The organism is Pseudomonas sp. BRG-100 (assembly GCF_000737955.1).
GTDB lineage: Bacteria > Pseudomonadota > Gammaproteobacteria > Pseudomonadales > Pseudomonadaceae > Aquipseudomonas > Aquipseudomonas synxantha_A.
On the sequence record NZ_JPRX01000001.1, the window covers coordinates 1,791,696 to 1,811,095 of the forward strand.

General features: G+C 59.5%; 32 protein-coding genes. 28 read left to right on the forward strand and 4 right to left on the reverse strand.

The window, feature by feature from the left end:
- The 3 genes from JH25_RS19305 to JH25_RS19295 form a co-directional block, all read right to left on the reverse strand.
- A complete protein-coding gene (locus JH25_RS19305) occupies positions 1-804 on the reverse strand; it encodes a Rha family transcriptional regulator (protein WP_032877427.1) in 804 nt (267 codons plus the stop codon).
- A 61-nt stretch (positions 805-865) separates the two neighbouring features.
- Positions 866-1,333 carry a YmfL family putative regulatory protein gene (locus JH25_RS19300; RefSeq protein WP_032877428.1) on the reverse strand — a complete coding sequence of 156 codons (468 nt, stop codon included), beginning with the start codon at positions 1,331-1,333 and terminating at the stop codon, positions 866-868.
- A 68-nt stretch (positions 1,334-1,401) separates the two neighbouring features.
- Complete coding sequence (locus JH25_RS19295; protein WP_032877429.1) at positions 1,402-1,602, reverse strand: Cro/CI family transcriptional regulator; 201 nt, start codon at positions 1,600-1,602, stop codon at positions 1,402-1,404.
- A 108-nt stretch (positions 1,603-1,710) separates the two neighbouring features.
- Here JH25_RS19295 and JH25_RS27885 point away from each other — a divergent pair, with 108 nt between their 5' ends.
- The 15 genes from JH25_RS27885 to JH25_RS19230 all read left to right on the forward strand — a co-directional run bounded on the left by JH25_RS27885 (position 1,711) and on the right by JH25_RS19230 (position 10,228).
- Positions 1,711-2,286, forward strand: a complete 576-nt coding sequence (locus JH25_RS27885) for a helix-turn-helix domain-containing protein (protein WP_081883291.1) — start codon at positions 1,711-1,713, stop codon at positions 2,284-2,286.
- Positions 2,267-3,145 carry a hypothetical protein gene (locus JH25_RS19290; RefSeq protein ID WP_032877430.1) on the forward strand — a complete coding sequence of 293 codons (879 nt, stop codon included), beginning with the start codon at positions 2,267-2,269 and terminating at the stop codon, positions 3,143-3,145. The genes JH25_RS27885 and JH25_RS19290 overlap by 20 nt, the downstream gene beginning before the upstream one ends.
- On the forward strand, positions 3,142-4,023 hold the full coding sequence (locus JH25_RS19285) for a hypothetical protein (protein WP_032877431.1): 882 nt from the start codon (positions 3,142-3,144) through the stop codon (positions 4,021-4,023). The genes JH25_RS19290 and JH25_RS19285 overlap by 4 nt, the downstream gene beginning before the upstream one ends.
- Positions 4,024-4,484: 461 nt before the next feature.
- Entirely contained in the window at positions 4,485-4,616 is a 132-nt protein-coding gene (locus tag JH25_RS29205) for a hypothetical protein (protein WP_268872684.1), read from the forward strand.
- Positions 4,617-4,843: 227 nt separating this feature from the next.
- The gene (locus tag JH25_RS19280; protein WP_032877432.1) at positions 4,844-5,035 is read left to right on the forward strand and encodes a hypothetical protein; all 192 of its coding nucleotides are present in this window, start codon (positions 4,844-4,846) and stop codon (positions 5,033-5,035) included.
- 15 nt (positions 5,036-5,050) lie between these two features.
- A complete protein-coding gene (locus JH25_RS19275) occupies positions 5,051-5,383 on the forward strand; it encodes a hypothetical protein (RefSeq protein WP_032877433.1) in 333 nt (110 codons plus the stop codon).
- A gap of 21 nt (positions 5,384-5,404) precedes the next feature.
- Complete coding sequence (locus JH25_RS19270; protein ID WP_032877434.1) at positions 5,405-5,590, forward strand: hypothetical protein; 186 nt, start codon at positions 5,405-5,407, stop codon at positions 5,588-5,590.
- A 19-nt stretch (positions 5,591-5,609) separates the two neighbouring features.
- Positions 5,610-6,047: a hypothetical protein gene (locus JH25_RS19265; RefSeq protein WP_032877435.1), complete on the forward strand. Its 438-nt coding sequence runs from the start codon at positions 5,610-5,612 to the stop codon at positions 6,045-6,047.
- Positions 6,044-6,235 carry a hypothetical protein gene (locus JH25_RS19260; protein WP_032877436.1) on the forward strand — a complete coding sequence of 64 codons (192 nt, stop codon included), beginning with the start codon at positions 6,044-6,046 and terminating at the stop codon, positions 6,233-6,235. The genes JH25_RS19265 and JH25_RS19260 overlap by 4 nt, the downstream gene beginning before the upstream one ends.
- On the forward strand, positions 6,232-6,426 hold the full coding sequence (locus JH25_RS19255; protein ID WP_032877437.1) for a hypothetical protein: 195 nt from the start codon (positions 6,232-6,234) through the stop codon (positions 6,424-6,426). Before JH25_RS19260 ends, JH25_RS19255 begins: the two co-directional genes overlap by 4 nt.
- A 159-nt stretch (positions 6,427-6,585) precedes the next feature.
- Complete coding sequence (locus JH25_RS19250; RefSeq protein WP_032877438.1) at positions 6,586-7,743, forward strand: hypothetical protein; 1,158 nt, start codon at positions 6,586-6,588, stop codon at positions 7,741-7,743.
- Positions 7,744-7,750: 7 nt separating this feature from the next.
- Positions 7,751-8,695: a RecT family recombinase gene (locus tag JH25_RS19245; protein ID WP_032877439.1), complete on the forward strand. Its 945-nt coding sequence runs from the start codon at positions 7,751-7,753 to the stop codon at positions 8,693-8,695.
- Entirely contained in the window at positions 8,682-9,314 is a 633-nt protein-coding gene (locus JH25_RS19240) for a lambda exonuclease family protein (protein ID WP_032877440.1), read from the forward strand. The genes JH25_RS19245 and JH25_RS19240 overlap by 14 nt, the downstream gene beginning before the upstream one ends.
- Positions 9,311-9,832 (forward strand): hypothetical protein, encoded by a 522-nt coding sequence (locus JH25_RS19235; protein WP_032877441.1) that lies wholly within the window; start codon positions 9,311-9,313, stop codon positions 9,830-9,832. Before JH25_RS19240 ends, JH25_RS19235 begins: the two co-directional genes overlap by 4 nt.
- 72 nt (positions 9,833-9,904) lie before the next feature.
- Positions 9,905-10,228 carry a hypothetical protein gene (locus JH25_RS19230; RefSeq protein ID WP_032877442.1) on the forward strand — a complete coding sequence of 108 codons (324 nt, stop codon included), beginning with the start codon at positions 9,905-9,907 and terminating at the stop codon, positions 10,226-10,228.
- On the opposite strand, the gene JH25_RS19225 is transcribed toward JH25_RS19230, so the two are convergent.
- Positions 10,215-10,427 (reverse strand): hypothetical protein, encoded by a 213-nt coding sequence (locus JH25_RS19225; RefSeq protein ID WP_032877443.1) that lies wholly within the window; start codon positions 10,425-10,427, stop codon positions 10,215-10,217. The two genes, JH25_RS19230 and JH25_RS19225, sit on opposite strands and share 14 nt — an antisense overlap.
- 82 nt (positions 10,428-10,509) lie before the next feature.
- Here JH25_RS19225 and JH25_RS19220 point away from each other — a divergent pair, with 82 nt between their 5' ends.
- The 13 genes from JH25_RS19220 to dapD all read left to right on the forward strand — a co-directional run bounded on the left by JH25_RS19220 (position 10,510) and on the right by dapD (position 19,338).
- Positions 10,510-12,594 (forward strand): DNA cytosine methyltransferase, encoded by a 2,085-nt coding sequence (locus JH25_RS19220; protein ID WP_032877444.1) that lies wholly within the window; start codon positions 10,510-10,512, stop codon positions 12,592-12,594.
- Between the two features lie 43 nt (positions 12,595-12,637).
- Complete coding sequence (locus JH25_RS19215; RefSeq protein WP_032877445.1) at positions 12,638-12,964, forward strand: hypothetical protein; 327 nt, start codon at positions 12,638-12,640, stop codon at positions 12,962-12,964.
- Positions 12,954-13,190: a hypothetical protein gene (locus JH25_RS19210; RefSeq protein ID WP_032877446.1), complete on the forward strand. Its 237-nt coding sequence runs from the start codon at positions 12,954-12,956 to the stop codon at positions 13,188-13,190. The genes JH25_RS19215 and JH25_RS19210 overlap by 11 nt, the downstream gene beginning before the upstream one ends.
- Before the next feature lie 64 nt (positions 13,191-13,254).
- Positions 13,255-13,515, forward strand: coding sequence for a hypothetical protein (locus tag JH25_RS19205; protein ID WP_032877447.1), 261 nt, complete (start codon positions 13,255-13,257; stop codon positions 13,513-13,515).
- On the forward strand, positions 13,512-14,495 hold the full coding sequence (locus tag JH25_RS28920; protein WP_201772881.1) for a hypothetical protein: 984 nt from the start codon (positions 13,512-13,514) through the stop codon (positions 14,493-14,495). Before JH25_RS19205 ends, JH25_RS28920 begins: the two co-directional genes overlap by 4 nt.
- Before the next feature lie 80 nt (positions 14,496-14,575).
- Positions 14,576-15,532 carry a hypothetical protein gene (locus JH25_RS19200; protein ID WP_032877448.1) on the forward strand — a complete coding sequence of 319 codons (957 nt, stop codon included), beginning with the start codon at positions 14,576-14,578 and terminating at the stop codon, positions 15,530-15,532.
- A 47-nt stretch (positions 15,533-15,579) separates the two neighbouring features.
- Positions 15,580-15,894: a hypothetical protein gene (locus JH25_RS19195; RefSeq protein ID WP_032877449.1), complete on the forward strand. Its 315-nt coding sequence runs from the start codon at positions 15,580-15,582 to the stop codon at positions 15,892-15,894.
- A gap of 49 nt (positions 15,895-15,943) precedes the next feature.
- Positions 15,944-16,273 carry a hypothetical protein gene (locus JH25_RS19190; protein WP_032877451.1) on the forward strand — a complete coding sequence of 110 codons (330 nt, stop codon included), beginning with the start codon at positions 15,944-15,946 and terminating at the stop codon, positions 16,271-16,273.
- 35 nt (positions 16,274-16,308) lie between these two features.
- Complete coding sequence (locus tag JH25_RS19185) at positions 16,309-16,536, forward strand: hypothetical protein (RefSeq protein WP_032877452.1); 228 nt, start codon at positions 16,309-16,311, stop codon at positions 16,534-16,536.
- A complete protein-coding gene (locus JH25_RS19180) occupies positions 16,533-16,775 on the forward strand; it encodes an excisionase (protein ID WP_032877453.1) in 243 nt (80 codons plus the stop codon). Before JH25_RS19185 ends, JH25_RS19180 begins: the two co-directional genes overlap by 4 nt.
- Positions 16,756-17,859, forward strand: coding sequence for a phage integrase Arm DNA-binding domain-containing protein (locus JH25_RS19175; protein ID WP_032877454.1), 1,104 nt, complete (start codon positions 16,756-16,758; stop codon positions 17,857-17,859). The genes JH25_RS19180 and JH25_RS19175 overlap by 20 nt, the downstream gene beginning before the upstream one ends.
- Before the next feature lie 50 nt (positions 17,860-17,909).
- Positions 17,910-18,272, forward strand: coding sequence for an ArsC family reductase (locus tag JH25_RS19170; RefSeq protein WP_005785565.1), 363 nt, complete (start codon positions 17,910-17,912; stop codon positions 18,270-18,272).
- A 31-nt stretch (positions 18,273-18,303) separates the two neighbouring features.
- Positions 18,304-19,338: a 2,3,4,5-tetrahydropyridine-2,6-dicarboxylate N-succinyltransferase gene (gene dapD, locus JH25_RS19165; RefSeq protein ID WP_032877456.1), complete on the forward strand. Its 1,035-nt coding sequence runs from the start codon at positions 18,304-18,306 to the stop codon at positions 19,336-19,338.
- Positions 19,339-19,400 lie beyond the last annotated feature (62 nt).

Sequence of the window (19,400 nt, forward strand, 5' to 3'; positions counted from 1 at the left end):
TCACGCTGCACCCCGCATCGCCTTGTCATGGGTGAACAGGCCATCCCAGGTCTTCTTCATGGGCAGATCGCCGGCCAGGTACAGGTCGTACAGGCGTGCGGCGCCCTTCTTCAGCAGGATGGGCGTGTAGGAGATGAACGGTTCTTTGCCGTGCGGGGTGACTTCGACCTGGTGCTCGGTCATGTATTTGTCGCGGGCGTACGAGCCCACACGGTGACGGGTGCCGGACTTGCTCTCGTTGTAGAGCCAACTGCGCGCTTCCAGGTACTTGCCCACCTGCATGACGTTGACCCCATTGAGGCCCTTGCAGAACTGGGTGTGGGTCATGCCTTCCTTGAACAGGTTCTCCAGGGAATGGATCTTTGTGGCTTGTTGGTGATTCTCGACGCGCAGAACCGCCGTCTGCTCGATCTGGTCAGCGTATAGCCTCAAAGCCTCTGCGTAGGACGGCATCGCAACAGGCTGGGCGACCTGAGCATCCTGCAGCTCATGAAGTCGGCGGATGACCTTGTGGCGAAGCGGAATGCTGTACCCAGTCACCAGGGTTTCTGTAAGCTCGCGATCCAGATGAAAGCAAGGCATTGAGCGTCCAGAGCCGTCCATATAGGTGCCCCCAAATTTGGGGTCAGTGATTTTCAGTTCTGAGAGCATGTTGCGGATGTCGCGCATGACGTGGTCATGACGCTTTCCCGTCAAATCTGCAATCTCACGGGACGACATCGTGGTGAGCGCCACGTTTTCAGATTGCGGAAAATGTGGCGCGAGATTGTTGGGGGTATTGACGGGGATGGATTGTGTATTCATTATTGCCTCGCTGAAGTAGCAATGAGCCAGGCCACGAACCTGGCTTTTTTGTGCCTGCGATTTATGCGCGGGCTTTGTGCAACTCAATTACCGCCCCGATGGCCTCAAGGCTCGCCGACATGTACTTGGCGTGCAGGGCGCGGATCTTCTTTGCTTCGCTCGCGTCGATTTCGCCGTCTTCCAGGGCGGAAGCCACCATCTGGTCAAGCGCACCACGCTGTGCGGATGCGGCCAGCGAGCGCTGATACAGATCGACGTTGTCCAGCTCCCCCGCTTCAGGGATCTTCACGAACACGCCGCCGTACATCGCGCAGATGTAGTCCGGCAGATGCTCGGTCTTGGTCTCGCATTCCAGTACGTGGATCTCGACATCGCTGAGCGGCTTGCACCCGGCGGTTTCATAGATCTGGTTCTCCAGGCGCTTGTCCTTGATACCGAGGCGAGCAGCTGCGCAATCCATCCCGCCAGGGAAAGCGTTGGACACGGCTGCCATTACTTGGCGGCGGGTCTCTAGTACGGGCGTTTTCATGTCCTAGTTTTTCCTTGGGTCGGTTGCGGTCAGAATTGCTTCAATGGAACGGCGGACAGGGATGTCGCTTAGCTGGCGAGGCGTTGATTCTGCGAAGGAAAGGCTCTCACCTCTTCTGCTGTACAAATCCCATTCGGGTGAGGGGTGACATAGATGTCACGGCCGATTCGAATGGCTTTACTGATGGCGCCCTGCGTCATCCCCAGCAGAGCGGCAGCCTCGCTCTGCCCAAGCCAGCGGGCAAAATCAGTGATGTGAATTCGGTTCATGGGAGTGATCTCCGTGGTTCTTCATGCACGGATATTACCTATGGCATTTTTAAAAGTAAATGCCATTGGCATTTGTAGCTATATTACCGATGGGAATACGATTCAGGGATGAGCAAGAAACCCCTACCGCAAGACAAAAAGGATGAGTGCCTTCGGCTGAAGGCACTGTTCAATAGAAAGAAAAATGAGCTTGGCCTGACCCAGGAGAAGCTGGCTCACGCCTTAGAGATCAATCAAAGCTCCGTCAGCCACTATCTGAATGGCGTTAACCCGCTCAATCCTTCGATTGCCGCCTCGTTCGCGAACATATTGAAGGTAGATGTTCGGGAATTTAGTGAGCGCCTCGCCAAAGAGATTTCTCAAATGGCGTCGTCCATCGACCAGCGGCACGCCGGATCTGGCACCGCCATCTCGCTGGATGGAGAAGATTCGTCCAAATCTGATCGTGATTTTACGGGGGCTGGCGAAAGAGCAAGGGCCCTGGCCTTGGCTGCAAGCCCAAGGTCTAGATCGGCACTCGAGCGGATTGCAGAGGCCGCAGATTCTGGGCTGCTGAGCGAGCAAGATGTTCTGCTATTGGAGGCCATCGCTACTCGCCTCTCGATCAGGACCCCAACCAAAACAGAATCGCCTCATCAGCGTTTAAGGAAAAAGCTGACTCAAAATGATCCAGTTCCTGAATAGCGACTGCTTCGGTGGTCAATTGCGTGACCCAGTAAAAACGGGGCTTAACCCATTATTCCGCGCAAAAATTCGGGTCGGTGACGAGTCTTTGCACTGCTACGTTAAGCCGATCCCCGATAAGGTTTGGGAAAGGCCGGGCACCTACGAGTTTGAGTCATTTGAAATCGTAAGCGAGGCAATCGGGTATGCGCTGGCCGGTATCGTTGGTCTCCCGGTGGCCAAGAATGCAGGGGTAATTGAGCTGGATCGCGATCAAATCCCTGAGAGAGTTCAGCGCGCCCTCGACTTTATTTCTCCCTCAGGCCCACAAAAAAGCTATTTGGCGTGGTTCTCGCAAGACACGACGTATCCCAATCTCGTGCAAAAGCACGTGGATGGTTTTCCTGATTTTATGAAGGAGCGTCGAGCAAAGAGACTTGTAGCGCAGCTATCCAAGAACAAATCTATCCCGGCAATTTTGTCTTTTGATGCATGGCTTCAAAACTCTGACAGGCACCTAGGAAACCTGCTGTGGGCGTCTAGCGGCTCGTACACCTTGATAGATCATGGAAGGCTATTTGTATGGCCTGACTGGACTCCAGCCAAGCTGAGCGGGGCAAGGAAGTGCCCAAATAGGCTGATGGAAATAATCGATCTTTATGTCCCTCAGTGGAGCCAGAATTTACCCGTTCGAAGCGCAAGGTTGCTCGCGTACAATTCGTTCTCTGTAGCGTTTCGGGATGGTGGAGCAGAAAAAACAACGGAAATGCTATCGAGCTTTCTAGGCGACGAGGGGTCGGCCCAGGTGGTCGACTTCATTGCCGCGCGTCTGGATAATGACCGATACTCCAAGGAACTTGGAATGCTGGCAATATCATGAATATCTCCGAAAAGCTCAGAAGTCGCATAGGTGGCGCACCCCGCCAGGAGCTCGTGCGTGGCTCCTGGAGAAGCATAAGCATGTGCCTTGATCCTGATGCAGGGGAGTTCCTTAATGTGGGGGTTGCCTTCCAGCATGGCGTGCAAGTCGAGATTCGAATGCTCGACACCTTCCAGCGCCTGGCTTGCTTATATGACGGCCGAATCGATCAAAACGATTTGGTGCATTACCTTCAAGACGTAGAGGCCACCCTGCTGAGTTATGGCGGTAATCTTCCTGACTTTATCGGACACGATGTTCGACTGGGAGAGGCCCTATTTGCATCTGGCGCCACTGCAGAAAGCGTCGTCGATGAGTTCTTCAATGACGTAGTGACCCTCGCCCGCCCAAAATTTGGAGCCAAGCGTGACCACTTCCGCTATCACTCCACACCCAAGCTTCGAGACGGCGTGCTGAGAATAATGGAAGAGAAAATGAGGCTGAAGGCATCCCGCATTATTCAGCAGGGAAGATTCAGCTTAAAAATGAAAGGTTCTGCGAACCGCATCGAAGTAGACGTCCCCCTGCTTAGCAGTGACGCCGCCGGCACAATTGTCTCGGCGTGGTACAAGAGCCCGCTGGTGGTTGAGCACAACATCTTGCAAGCAGCCTCGGACATTCTGCTCATCACGAGCAACTCAGATCGAAAAGGGTCTATTTCGGTACTTATGCCCAGTTCTGATAGCGGCATGTCCGCAGAGGAATTTCGGAAAGTCCACGACACAGCCTTTCGCCAGATGGATCGGGCCAGCAAGGCTGGTGTTGACGTCATCGAAGCAGTGTCGACTGACGCATTGGCCAACCAAACAATCGAATGGTGGGACGATAGAGCTGCATAACGCCTAAATCATCCATCAAATCAGCCCGCCTAGTGCGGGCTTTTTATTGCCATCGACAAATATTATTACCAATGGCATTGACAGTAAATAATGCCATTGGTAATGTTCACCCATCGCAGCGACACACAGTCACTGCGAAGGGCCTCCGCCCGCCGCTCTTTAAAAACCTGAAATCTTCGCGGATCGATCCCCGGAAACGGGAAGCCCTTGAGGCATCGCCAATACGGCGAACAGCGCGAAAAACAAATTCGATCCCCATGCCAGCTCTGGAACTGGCCGTGCTCACCAGATGTGAGTACGCGAAACCACGCAAGCCGGTCGGCGAAGAACACCGTCCACGAAATGTGTGACGCCGGCCAGAGATATGAATCGGGCGATGCGCGTGGTGGAGATGAAACACCCACAGATTTACTGATGCCGCTTCTATGAGGCGGCATTGGAAATCAATGGAGGGCAAGAAAATGCAAATCATGATCAAAAGCCGTTTCGCGGGCACCGTTTACGTTCAAGGCTGGACGGTATCTACCGGTCAGGCCCAGGCCTTTGTATGCGAGGAAGGTTACGACGGCCCTTGCTGCATCGTTTTCTTTTGACCGCATCACCTCTGTCCATTCCACCGAGTGGGCAGACGGATGTGGACGAAGCAACACTCCTCGCAACGAGGCCACCTACATCAAGCACCTATGACGACCTACCCCGGCCCGACTCCAGCAGAGTGACCGGGTACAGATGGCTCCCTGCTGATTCAGGTAGCCATCTGGTTTCACAAATGCCTCTAGACCCCCTGGAGGTATTTGGAAGCCAACGAATGGAGAGAGTCATGCCTGAGCAACGAGCGCGGTATCCACGGCAGGCGGGCAACGCCGATCAAATGAATTTGCCCGATGGCAAGACCTGCGGCGACTGCGTGCATTGCCGCCGCTGCACGCTGATGTTCGGCCACATCCCGGCCGACGAATCTTGCGACTGGAGCCCATCGCGCTTTCGTGAAGTAGTCATCACCACCGCCTAGCCCAAGGAGAAAGTCATGGAAACCAAACATACGCCAGGAAACTGGACCCCGATTCAAGAGCGTCATTTCTGGGTTGTTGAGGATAGCGAGGGTCAGCGCCTTGCTTCGCTTCTTGAATCCGAGTGCGTGTTCACCGACGGCATTGAGCACGACGACGCCGCAGCCAACGCCACGTTGATGGCCGCTGCGCCTGACTTGCTGGCTGATTTGGTAGTAGCCGCTGAAACCCTTCGTCGCTACGAGGCACTGCACCGAGCCAAATGCACCGCAGAGAGCCTGGAAAAAGCCGAGGTGAACGCTGGGCTTGCTCAACGATTCGAGCAGACCATAGCCAAGGCAACCGCCTAACCCCAAACACTGGAGGTCGCCATGAGCGATAAACAGTTCGACTGCCCGCAATGTGGCTTCCAAACAGAGGCACTGCACGAAGGCTACTGCGAGGCCTGCTGCGCCAGTAATCAGGCGGCGCTGGACGACCACAACCACCAGCATGACCGCTGGGAGCAGTTGAGCGACAGCCAGCGCGCTTCCGAAATCAATCGGACCCACCGATAACGCCACCCTGGAGGCGACCATGAACGCAGCATTGAAGATATGCCAGGAGCGTTACGACGCTCAGTTGCCTCCAGAGGTCAGCGAGGCGAGCGCGGAACAGGAATGGCTGGAACACTCAGCGGAACAGTTGGTGTGCGGCATGGACATCAAGTGGAAGCGCCGCTACGGCCAGCCGCAGCTGGTGACGTTCGACCGGTTCTGCACCTACCTGCAAGGCGTCCTAAATCAGCGCCAGATCGACGGTCTGGACCAGCGCGATTCGTTCGCCCGGCTGTTCCTGTCTTCGATCCTGGGCAGCCAGGCCGATTCGCGCGGACACGCCGCTGACCTGATCGGCCAGCCCCGCCCCATCGAAGCCGCCGAGAAGGTCGCCATGGACCTGCTCAGGCCCTACGCCGCCGATGCTGTAGCAGCGGAGCGGGAAGAGGCAGAAGACGACGTGGATGCCGACCTATGAGCCCGCACATCCTGATCGATGAAGCGCTCGAGGCCCTGGAGCATCCCGCCAGCGAGCCAGGCGCCCAGCGCGTCGTCCTGAACATGATCACCAACATGCTCACCGGCAACGCCATCACCAATGAAGAGTTCGCCCACTACTGCCAGCGCCTCCTGAAGATCACCAGGCAGCGCAAGGAGGCCGCATGACCACTCCAGTCGTGAAAACGCTGATCGACGACCAGCTCGACGACATCGAGCGCCGCATTGCCATCCTGGGCTTCGGCCTTCCCTTCAACGAACTGATCGGGCGCAAGCGTGAAGACCTGGTGCGGGATCTGCCTCAGCGCCTGGCGCCGACAATGAAGGGTGGCCGAATCGCGGTGAGGGTTCGGCCGTGACCACCCACCAGCGGCACGGGCGCCGCGCCATCCGCGCTCTGTCGGCCATCGTTGGCCTGACCTTCCTCACCATCGTTCTACTGGGCCCCGCTGTAGGCGGCCTGATTACTCAATAAACAACACCTTCAATCGCTGCGACCATCGCGGCAAGGATTCCCCATGTCCGCACAACAGCAAGTCATCACCATCGACGACATCAGCGCCGACAATGCGCCGGCCATCTACGTGGCCGGCGGCCTGGGCCAGTTCTTCGAAGCGGTGAAGGCCGAAGTAACTGGCGAGGTGCCAGACCTCAAGACCGCAAAGGGCCGAGCCCGCATCGCCAGCCTGGCCGCGACTGTCAGCAAGTCCAAGACCGCAGTAGAGAAGCCTGGGCGTGACTACCTGAAGCGCCTCAAGGAAATGCCAAAGGTCGTCGAGGCTGAGCTGCGCGAGTTCGTCACCAAGATGGACAACCTGCGCGACACAACCCGCCAGCCCCTGACCGACTGGGAAAATGCCGAGCAGGCCCGCAAGGACCGGCACGTCGACAACATCCAGGCCATCAAGGATATGGAAGTGTTTGGCGCAACGCCGTCTGCAGCTGCGGTGGCGCAAGTGATTGTCCAGCTGGAAGCCATCGAGCTCGGCGACTCTTGGGAAGAGTTCCTTCCGGAGGCCGCCCAGGCCAAGGACCGAACCCTTTCCTTGTTGCGGGCCATGCAAAACGAGCGCACACAGCACGAGGCCGAACAGGCCGAACTCGTACGGTTGCGCGCCGAAGCAGAAGCCCAGGCCCAGCGTGACCGTGACGCCGCTATCGCCCAGGCCGCCGCTGATCAGGCCCGCCGTGAAGCAGCTGAGCGTGCCGAGGCTGAGCGCTTGGCTGCCGCCCGCCGAGAACAGGAGCTGCTTGATCAGGCTGCAGCAGCACAGCGCGCCGCTGCTCAGGCAGTGTTGGACGCCGAGGCCGCCGCTGAGCGCCAGCGTATGCAGCTCGAGTTGCAGGCCGAGCAAGCCCGCACAGCAGCAGCGCAAGCCGAGGCAAACCGAATCGCCGCCGAGCAGCGCGCAGAGCAAGACCGACTTGCGGCCATACGCAGACAGGAAGAAGCCGTCGAACAGGCGCGACTAGCTGAGAAGGCCAGGGCCGATGCAGCTGCAGACGAAATCCTGCGTCAGGAAAAGCTGCGGGAGGCTGACAAGGCCCACAAAGGGAAGATCTACAAGGCCGCCAAAGAAGCATTCATTGAGCACGGTATGACCGAAGACTGTGCCCGGCTGGCTGTGAAGCTGGTTGCAAGCGGCTTCATTCCCTCCATGTCCATCCAGTACTGAGGTCGCCATGAGCCAGGCCGTCGCAACAATCACCGAGGACATCTACGGCGCGCGCAATCAGTTCGCCAACGTCCTGACCGATCGCTCCCTGAATTTCGAACGCGAGGCTGAATTCGCCATTCAGGTGATCACCTCCAGCGAGTACGCCACCAAGATCGCCGTACAGAACCGGCAGTCGGTGGTCAACGCAATCACGAATATAGCCGCCATTGGGATCAGCCTGAACCCTGCCAAGAAGCAGGCTTACCTGGTTCCTCGCGACGGCAAGATCTGTCTCGACATCAGCTATATCGGCCTGATGGACTTGGCCATGGCTACCGGCGCAATCCGCTGGGCACAGGCCGAGCTGGTGTATACGGCCGATTCATTTGCCTTGAACGGCTTCGATAAGCCACCAACCCATTCGTACAACCCGTTCGCCAAGGACCGCGGCGATGTCGTCGGCGTTTACGTAGTGGTCAAGACTGCCGATGGCGACTACCTCACCGAGACGATGAGCATCGACGATGTGAACGCTATTCGTGACCGGTCCAGCGCGTGGAAGGCTTGGATCAGTAAGCAGAAGTCCTGTCCCTGGGTGACCGACCCTGGCGAGATGATGAAGAAGACCGTCGTAAAGCGCGGCTACAAGTACTGGCCGAAGACGGAACGCCTGGAGCAGGCCATCCACCACCTCAACACCGACGGCGGCGAAGGCCTCGCATCAATCCAAGGATCCGCACCAACCGATCCGGAGATGGTGAACAACTGGATTGATCTGGCGATGCGCGCCGGCAGCCTTGAAGCGCTCGCAGAGGTTTACCACAACGCCACAGCTGCCATGAAACAAGCCAAAGATGCTGCCGGCCATGCCCGCTTCAAGGCGGAGGTGACCAAGCGCAGTGAAGCCCTGAAAGCAGCGGCCGAGCCCATCGAGGGGCAGGCTGAGGAGGTGTTAGATGGAGCAGCGTAGCGCTGAATGGTTTGCGGCCAGGCTTGGCAACGTAACGGCCAGCCGGGTCAAGGATGTGATGGCCAGCGGGCGCGGTGGCGCTCCTTCTGCCATACGCAAAAACTACATGATGGAGCTTCTGTGCGAAAGGCTTACCGGCCAACAAGGCGGAAGCGACCTTTCGCGTAACGCCGCAGTGCAGCGCGGCGTCGAACTTGAGCCATTCGCCTGCATGGCCTACGAGGCTGATAAGGGCTTGATGGTCGCCGAGACCGGCCTTGTCATGCACCCAAAGATTCAGGGATTCGGCGCGTCACCCGACGGGCTTGCTGGTGATGATGGAGTGCTTGAGATCAAGTGCCCGAACACCGCCACCCATATCGCGACAATGCAGTCAGGCAAGCACGACCCACAGTACGAGTGGCAGATGCTTGCCCAGATGGCGTGCACGGGGCGCAAGTGGGCAGACTTCGTGAGCTACGACGACCGCCTGCCGGATGAACTCCAATACGTCTGCTTCCGGTACGAATTCGACTTCAAGCGTGCCAGGGACATGGAAGCCGAGATCCAGGCCTTCCTGGAAGAGCTGGCAGAACTGGAGAAGGAAATGCGGGAGCGGATGAGGAGCAAAGCAGCATGATCAGCATCCTACAGAACGAAGTAGAGCGCCTTCGGCCAGCATCCGACGAACTGGCGGCCCAGGTTGCGCAGTTCCTGGCAGCCGGCGGCAAGATCGACAGCTCTGGACAGTCAAAGCCCAGGCCAGAAGTACTCGCCAGCCTCAAGCAGCCACCATTCTTTCAGCGCCAGGAGGTCAAAGCCGAGACCGATCTACAGGTAGCGCGCATCCGAGAAATGGCGCCAACCATGAGCCGCCGCGATATCTGCGAGAAGGAAGGCATCACCATCGGCGTATTAAAAGGGATCGCTGGCCGGTACGGAATCACATTCCCCATCAGGCCAAAGCTACCAAGCCCGCCAAACAAAGTTGACTCAATCAGGGATGCGTTTTTGGTCGTCCGTATAGGCGAGTGCATCGCCGCTGGCGTCAGTCGGCAGCAGTGCTGCATCAAGCTAAAGATCAGCTCCACCCTGCTCTACCGCCTGATCAAGGAATGCGAGATCGACTATCCAAAGCTGAAACCCGCATTCCGATGAAGCGGCGAGTTCAGCAACGCAAACGACAAACCTGGCTCGCACTGCCGGCCAGCGGAATAGAAGAGGTAGGCCATGGCCAAGACTGTGCAGGAACGCTCGGCAAAAACTGCCAGGAAGCGCGTGGCAAATGCCGAAGAGGAATTGAGGCTCAGGGTGCGCCCAGGCACCCGGCAGGCCTTGGCCGATCTGATGGAGTGGTCAGGCATTACTGAGCAAGGCGAGGCGATGACGCTGATGATTCATCACCTGCATGCGCTTGGTTCGAAGGCCAGCTTCCTGCTGGAACCGCCGCGCCACGAAATCGCAATCTCTGAAAACGTGGCGCGGGATTTTCACAGAAAGAGCATGCAAATGATTCAGCAAGATCCAGGTGACGAAGTCATCAGCCCCGGATAAGGGGACGGTTCTCAGAGCAGAATCTCACCCACTGACCTGCAGCAGCTTGAGCCTCGTTCTCAAGCTCCCAATATTTATCAAGGGCGCCCGGCTCTTTCAGCTCTGGGTCTTTTTCTAAGAATGCCTCCACCGCCTCCATCTTTTGCCCGAAAGAGTTCGAAAGCCTGCTGGCCTCAACAAAATATTCGTGACGTTTCATTTTCAGCTCCTTGATCCGGCTCCATGCCGGTCACCCGTAATACCCCATATCCAACAATCACGCCAGCCGGCGAGGATCCCCTATGTCCGCACAACAGAAGAAACATCCCTTCGATTTCAAAACCCAATACGGACTCGGCTTCAACCCTCAGGACGATGAGATCGTTGTCGACTTCTTCTGTGGCGGTGGTGGCGCCGGTACCGGTCTGGAGATGGGCCTGGGCCGCACGGTGAACGTGGCGAAGAACCACAGCCCGCAAGCGATCAGCATGCACACCATCAACCACCCTGGCGCCAAGCACTTCACCACCGACGTGTTCGAGGGTGATCCGGACACCGAGTGCGACGGCAAGGCAGTGGGCTGGTTCCACATGTCACCGGACTGCACGCACCACAGCCAGGCGGCCGGCGGCCAACCGCGCAAGCGCGAGATCCGCAACCTGTCGTGGATCGGGCTGAAGTGGGCTGGCATGAAGCGCCCCCGGGTGATCAGCCTGGAGAACGTGAAGCAGATCTTGCAGTGGGGCCGACTGATCGCCAAGCGCGACAAGGCCACCGGCCGCGTCGTCACCCTCGACCAGGTTCCGCACCCTACCAAGAAGGGAGCGACCACCAACCGGGTCGCTGCGCCAGGCGAGCAGGTGCCCGTATCCAACCAGTTCTTGGTGCCCGACCCGAAGCAGCGCGGCCGGACCTGGCGCCGCTTCGTGGCCCTACTGGAAGGCATGGGCTACGTCGTTGAGTGGAAGGTGATCCGGGCCTGCGACTTCGGCGCGCCCACCAGCCGGGAGCGGCTGTTCATGATCGGCCGGTGCGACGGGCAGCCGATCGTTTGGCCGGAGCCGACCCACGTCAAGAACCCCACCAAAGGCCAGCAAGAGTGGAAGACAGCCGCTGACTGCATCGACTTCACTGACCTCGGCAAAAGCATCTTCGGCCGCAAGAAAGACCTGGCCCCGGCGACCCTGCGTCGCGTTGCCAAGGGAATGAAGAAGTTCGTCATCGACAGCGCGGCACCATTCATTGTGCCGATTGCCAACTGGTCCGGCGAGGCAGTTCAGTCAGCAGATGAACCGCTGCGCACAATCACCTCCTACCCGAAGGGCGGCGCCTTCAGTGTGGTCAGCCCAATCATCGCACCGGCAACGCACCAGGGTAGTGACCGAATCAATGACCCGCTCGACCCGCTGCCGACGGTGACCTGCGCGAACCGCGGCGAACTGACGTTGATCAGCCCGTTGATGGTTGGGGCCGGTGGCCCGGAGTACTCAGGAAAGCCGGTGGGCATGGACCAGCCGGTGGGCACGCTGATGACCCAGAACCACCGAGCGCTGGCTTCAGCCTGCATCGTCCAGGCTGGGCACGGCGAGGGCTCTGGCGCAAACAAGCGGCGCTCCCACGGGGTGAACGACATCTGCGGCCCGATCGGCACCATCACTGCCAGCGGCGGCGGCCAGTCCGTCAGCGCCGCAGTGATGATTCAGGCCAATGGCGGATTCAACACCACTCACGCCAAAAGCATGCACGAACCCATGACGACGGTCACCAACACCGGCAGCCAGCAGCAGTTGGCCGTGGCGAACCTGGTGCACCTGCGTGGCAACTGCGATGCGCGCGACCTCAATGACCCGCTTCACACCGTAAGCGCCGGCGGCCAGCACCACGGGTTGGTCAGTGCATTCATGGAGCGGGCATTTGGCGGCAGTGTTGGCCAGGGCCTGGAAGAGCCGGCGCCGACCATCACGGCAGGCGGCGGTGGCAAGAGCTCGCTGGTGTCGCTCACCTTGTCGCCTGAACACGAAGCCGGCGCCCTGCGCGTTGCTGCGTTCCTGATCAGCTACTACGGTACCGAGAACATCAGCGCCTGCGACTCACCGGCGCCGACGATCACCACCAAGGACCGCCTGGCCATGGTGACCGTGATTGTCAAGGGCACGCCCTACGTAATCGTCGATATCTGCCTGCGGATGCTGAAGCCGGCCGAGCTGTACAAGGCCCAGGGGTTCCCGGCCGACTACATCATCAGCCACGGCGCAGACGGCAAGCCGTTCACCAAGACCCAGCAGGTGCACATGTGCGGCAACAGCGTCAGCCCGCCGCCGATGGCTGCGCTGGCACGGGCCAACGACCCCTGGCGAGCCGAAGAACGCCAAGCGCACGCCGCATAACTCCCCCACTCCACCGCCGGGCATGGCCCGGCAAGGACTCCCCATGCCTACCAATCAAGACGAAACCCTTCCGCAGCGATACGCCAGGGAGCATCAGGACTACCTGAAGCTCTGCGGCAGCATGACTGCCGAGCAAGTGGCTGACATTCAGTTGCAGCTGCACAATTCGCTCGCCCGCGAGCAAGCCCTGCAACAGCGCCTGACCGCAGCGGATGAGCGGGCGGATGCGCTGGCGGATGCGCTGGAGAGTCGAAGAGGCGATTTTGAGCTAGCGCTGATGTGGGTGCGCAGCCAGATCACAGATCCGAAGATCGTCCAGTTTATTGATATCGCACTCAAGCCAGCAGAGGGTGGTGGCGATGTGGATTGAAATCCGTTGCGACAACAGAACTTCGAGCAGCGCCGAATTTGACGGCAAGGCGCGCTGCTATAGCCATGACAACGACGGGCCAATGGCCGAATCCTCCGATAACCAGCGCTCGATCATTCAAGTGGTTCGCGGCCTGGAGCAGGAGGCGAAGGAAACTGGCTGGAAAAAGGTCGGTGGTGACTGGGTTTGCCCACACTGCTCAAGGCTGCCCAACGCAAAGCCCTAACCCAACTCCCCGCCTACTGCTGGTGCCTGCTGGCACTGGCACAACTGATTTGCTGAGGTGATTTATGAGTGTTCTGACGGAGAACGAAATCCGAATCGCCAAAGACTGGCAGGCGATGACCGTAACCACCAATGAACAAGCGCAGTACCTGAAGATCGCTCGATACCTCGGCGACTCTCCGGCAACCACAACCTACATGGTAGGCCTACATATGCGTGAGGCTTGCTCGGTAGTGCGCCGCGACCTTCGCAAGATGGAAAAGCTCGGGTATGTCGTGGCAGATAGTAACGGATCGAACAATATTTGCTGGAGCCTGAAGCCATGACCACCAACCAAACGATTGACGGCGTGCTGGTACTGCGTGCGGCAGTTACCCTGGTCCGTAGCAATGAAGCGCCCGTAAAAGATGCCGCTATTCGTGAGCTGCGCGCCCTGCTGGATGCGCCTGCTGCGGATGCTAATGCTTGGCGCCTGGATCCATCTAAGCGCTGCCCTCAATGCGTCGGTCACGGTACTTACCTTGATGGCGTGCCGTGCGGCTCATGCGCAGGAGCTAGCAAGCCAGCCTCCCAGCCCCATGGCGAGCCGGTGGCGTGGCTGAACATTGCGACCGGCCATGTCACTACCAGCGCAGTCGTGGTGATGGATTGGGACGACGAAAAGGAGCAGGTTCAATCACTCTACGCCGAGCAGCCCGCGCCGTTCCAATCCCGCGTACAGCCGTGGATGATGGCTTGCTTCGGCGAAGCGATTGCCGCAGACCGCCAGGAGCGCAACCATCGTTTCCTTGAGGAAGCGCTCGAACTGGTGCAGGCCAACCAGTGCACTGCCAGCGAAGCGCACCAGCTTGTTGACTATGTGTACAGCCGCACGGTTGGCGAGCCATCGCAGGAGGTCGGCGGCGTGATGGTCACGCTGGCCGCGCTGTGCCTGGCTTCCGGCCTGGATATGCACACCGCCGGCGAAACCGAGTTGGCCCGCATCTGGAATAAGGTCGAGCAAATTCGCGCCAAGCAGGCGACAAAGCCGGCCATGTCGCCACTGCCAGGCGCCTACCCTGACCGCGAGCAGCCCGCGCCGGTAGCGGTGGCGCACCCATTCGCCGACAAGGTGATCCGCAAGCTGGAGCGCTTCCAAGAATGCGCGGACGACGGTCAAGGCGCCGACATTGGCCGACACTGGTTTGACCTGCTCACCCAGCTCGGCCTGCTGAATCGTGTGCAGCGCAGCCCTGCTCTCTGGGAGATGACCCAGCAAGGCGAAGACGCCCTGGATTTATCACGGCAGAACGCCAAATCCCGATAGGAGTACATCCGTACTCCACCCGCAAAACCTGTAACCCCTCCCCCTTCAAAGTCAGCCGCTATAGCGGCAAGGACGAAGTCATGCCCAGAAAAAACCACCTGATCGTCGACTCAGGGTGCACTCAGGATAACGAGCGCTGGGCGCTCTCGGCCTGTGGCCTGAACGAAGATTCAGAAGTAGCGTGGGACGGAACACACCAACGCGACTTCGTCAGCTGTAAGCGGTGCCAGGCGAAAATGGCCAAGCCGCGTCGGGCGCCGGAGCCACTCCATAAAGAGCGGCCCATTCTTTTCAACAGTGCGATGGTTCGCGCGATTCTGTCCGGACAAAAGACAGTCACGCGCCGCCTGGTCAAAGGCAATCAGATCCCGAGCCGTAGCAAATCCGACTCCCCGGAGCATCAGTGGATTGCCGTCGTTCAAGACCATCCACGCTGGGGTTTCGCCGCTTTTGGCGCGACTGAACAAGAATGCGCCGCTGAGCTTGCCATGTACGGCGGATGCCCATATGGGCGGCGCGGTGATCGGCTGTGGGTGCGCGAGACATTCATTGATCTGCGCGGTACCGGTGTTGAGCATCGCCCAGACCCGGACGGCCCGCTTCAGCGCTACGCCTACGCCGCAGACTGCCGCCCCGGATCGCACAGCGACGAGGCAAGGAAAGACTTCGGCTTGAAGTACAAGCCCAGCATTCATATGCCACGCGCCGCCTGCCGCATCCTGCTGGAGATCACCGGCGTGCGCGTCGAGCGGTTGCAGGACATCAGCGAAGACCAAGCCAAGGCCGAGGGCTGCTTCTTCACCGACTACGGCCAGAAGTGCGGCCACAGCGGCACTGGCTGGAAAGACGTCGGCATTTGTCCGTCGCAGGCCGGCCACCAGCAGCGCGCCGGCTGGGCCTGGGACAAAACCACCAGCCATGAGGAATGCCTCGGGAGTCCGCGCTGGGCGTTCGCCAATCTGTGGAACTCCACCGGCGGCGACTGGGACGCCAACCCGTGGGTCTGGGTGGTCGAGTTCAAGCGGGTGACGCCATGATCGCCCCTCTGGTTCGCTTACGTCTTCATCTACAAGGTGAATAAGCCATGACGCAGACAATGCAGGAACAGTTCGAACAAGCCTTCAGCGACGACAACGGCAAGATGCCAGTGGCTTTCATCAAACTGCAGCGCCAGGGCGACAGCTACAGCGTGCCGCGCGTTGCCCGGGCCTGGTACTGGTTCAAGCGCTCTCGTGAAACCCTAGTGGTGGACCTGCCAGCCGTCGAGGCCTGGGACAACGACGGGCGCCTGGATCGCGAGAAAGACGACACGGCGGATTGTGCAATCGGTCTGGTGCCGGTGATTGATGTACGCAATGCACTTACTGAGCTCGGCATCACCTTCAAAGCAACAGCCTAACCCAAATCCCCCTACATGCCTGCCGGTGAGCGGCGGGCGAGGTATCCTCATGACCAAAGATAAGTTGCCAAAGCTGGTGGCGGCGGTCGCGCGCGCCATCGAAGCAGGTAAAGCCGCAGCAGCCGCCGCTCCGGACGATGGCGGTAGCGCGAACCTCGACCGCGTATACCTCCGGGTCGGCCTGCTACGCGAAAAGACCCTGCACGATGCCGGCCTTCAAGGTTGGATGCAGGCAGCAAGCACCTACCATGCCCGCGCCTTTCACCTCAGTGCGCCCTTCGATGGCCAGGGTAACCGGCGCTACGTCGGCGTGCAGGCCATGTACAAATCGCTGACTGCCGACGGTGTCGACTGCGGCGTCTGGTACCAAATGGATTAACCACCTTCTGCCGCCCAGCGCGGCAAGGACACCCCATGTTCGCTATGAAACTCACCCTGATACTGCTGGGCGCTTTTCTGTACCTGGTAGGAACCATCGGCTGGTTCGGCTGGCTCGGGCTCGACCTGCTGTACACCGGCACCACCGAGGCACTGCTCTACGCATTCGCCGGCACATGCGCCTGGCTGCTGATCACCTTCGGCCTGGCCATCCACATCATTAAGACAGCGCGGCCCACGGTGGGCGGCGGGAGTAACCCATGAGCAAAGTCACCCTGGATGAATGGGCGGCGGCCGAGTTCAAGACGCCGCCAAGCCCCAACACCCTGCGCAAATGGGCCCGAGAGGGCCGAATCGCGCCGGTACCGGTCAAGCACGGGCGCAACTACTATGTAGAGTCCGACGCCCACTACCAAGAACCTGATCAACAGCCCGCACGGATCGTCGGCGGGAGCCTGGTCAGCAGAATAGAGAGAGCACGCAATGGCGCCCAGGCCGCGTAACACCGGGTCAAAGGATCTTCCGCCCAATCTCTACCGCAAGACCGACGCCCGCAACGGCGTCACTTATTACACCTACCGCGACCCAATCAGTGGTCGCGTATTCGGCCTGGGCAGGGACAAGGAGGCGGCGATCGTTGAGGCCGTCGCCGCCAACCATGCAGACGCCATAAAGCCAACGCTTGCACAGCGCATGAGCACGCCGGCGCCAGCGCCGGGAAAACTGTTCTCGGAATGGCTGGACGAATACCGCGAGCTGTTCGCCGAGCGGAAGCTGTCCGCCAGCAGCAATAAAAACGTGGGTATGCGGCTAAACCGCCTGACGGCAGTCTTCGGATCGAAGGGGATTAAGGACATCACAACGATGGATGTGGCCGATTACCTGACGGGCATGGCCAAAGAGGGCAAGGCGCAGATGGCCAGGGCGATGCGCTCGCTGTTGCGAGACGTGTTCGCCGAGGCTCAGGCGCGAGGTTGGGCAGACGCCAACCCGGTCGAAGTGACCAAGGCCGCGCGGGTGAGCATCAAGCGCGAACGGCTGACGCTGGAACTGTGGAAGGCAATCTATGAGGAAGCCAAGAAACCATGGCTTCGCAGGGCAATGGAGCTGGCGATGCTGACTGGCCAGCGCCGGGACGATATAGCCTCGATGCTTTTCAAGGACGTGCACGACGGCTTCCTTCATGTCGTTCAGTCCAAGACCGGGGCCAGGCTGCGGATCAGCACCGCGCTTCGCCTCGAGTCGGTCGGCCTGGATCTATCCAACGTAATTAAACAATGCCGCGACCGCGTTCTGTCACAACACCTGGTGCACCATGCACAAGCTTCGGGCCGGGCAAAGGCTGGCCAGCCGCTGGTTCTGGACACTCTGAGCTCTGCATTTGCAGAAGCGCGCGACAAGGCTGGGGTGAAGCTGGGGATAACTTTCGGGCGCCAGCCACCGTCCTTTCACGAACAGCGCTCGCTGGCTGCACGCCTTCATGAGCTTGAAGGCCGTGACGCCCAGAAACTACTCGGTCACCGTTCGGCCACAATGACCGATCTGTACCGCGACAGCCGAGGCGCTGAGTGGATCGACGTGGCATAATCGACGGCTGAATTTTTGGGCGATATTGGGGAAGTTTTGGGGAGGATTTTATGCCCAATGGAATCAAGCACTTACAGCTTTACGGCATCAAAGCCTGCGACACCATGAAAAAGGCGCGCACCTGGCTCGATGAGCACGCGCTGAGCTACGAGTTCCATGACTACAAAACGGCCGGTATCGACCGTGAACACTTGACCCAATGGTGCAACGAGCACGGTTGGCAGGTGGTTTTGAACCGTGCGGGCACCACCTTTCGCAAACTCGAAGACGAACGCAAAGCCGATCTCGATCAGTCGAAAGCCATTGAATTGATGCTCGCACAACCCTCGATGATCAAGCGCCCAGTGCTCGATCTCGGTGACAGAACCCTGATTGGCTTCAAGCCAGATAGTTATTCGGCGGCCCTCAAGTAGGCCAGCCTTCCATTTTTGTAGAGGTAACAGCATGTCCAATTCCCTGTTCAGCCTGGGCTTCGGCGTCGGCACTCAGAACCGCCAAGGTGCTTGGCTGGAAGTGTTTTACGCACAACCGTTGCTCAACCCGTCAGCCGAGATCGTTGCCGCCATTGCGCCGATCCTGGGTTACACCGAGGGCAACCAGGCGATCACGTTCACCATCAGCCAAGCGCTGCAACTGGCAGATGCACTCAAGAACGTCGACGCCACTCAAGCCGCGCTGCTGAATCGCCTGGCTGAAAGCCACACCCCACTGGTTGCCACACTGCTGGCCGAAGACGCCGCGCTGACCTCCACGCCAGAGGCCTACCTCAAGCTGCACTTGCTGTCCCATCGCCTGGTCAAGCCTCACGGCCTGAACCTGGCAGGCGTGTTCCCGCAGTTGCCGAACGTGGCCTGGACCAGCCAGGGCGCCATCGACATCGCCGAACTTGCCGAGCGCCAGCTCGAAGCGCGTCTGCGTGGCGAGCTGCTGGAAGTGTTCTCGGTGGACAAGTTCCCGAAAATGACCGACTACGTGGTACCGGCCGGCGTGCGCATCGCTGACGCTGCGCGTATCCGCCTGGGCGCCTACGTGGGCGAAGGCACTACCGTGATGCACGAAGGCTTCGTCAACTTCAACGCCGGCACCGAAGGCCCGGGCATGATCGAAGGCCGTGTATCGGCAGGCGTGTTCGTCGGCAAGGGTTCGGACCTGGGCGGCGGCTGCTCTACCATGGGCACCCTGTCGGGCGGCGGCAATATCGTGATCAAGGTGGGCGAAGGCTGCCTGATTGGCGCCAACGCCGGCACCGGTATCCCGTTGGGCGACCGCAACACCGTGGAGTCGGGCCTGTACATCACCGCCGGCACCAAGGTTGCGCTGCTTGACGAGCAGAACCAGTTGGTCAAGGTGGTCAAGGCGCGCGAGTTGGCCGGTCAACCGGACCTGCTGTTCCGCCGCAATTCCGAGACCGGTGCCGTGGAGTGCAAAACCCACAAATCGGCCATCGAACTGAACGAAGCGCTGCACGCTCACAACTAAGCAGCCACTCGATGCCACTAGCGGGCCGCACCTTCGGGTGCGGCCCGCTTATACGAGTCTTG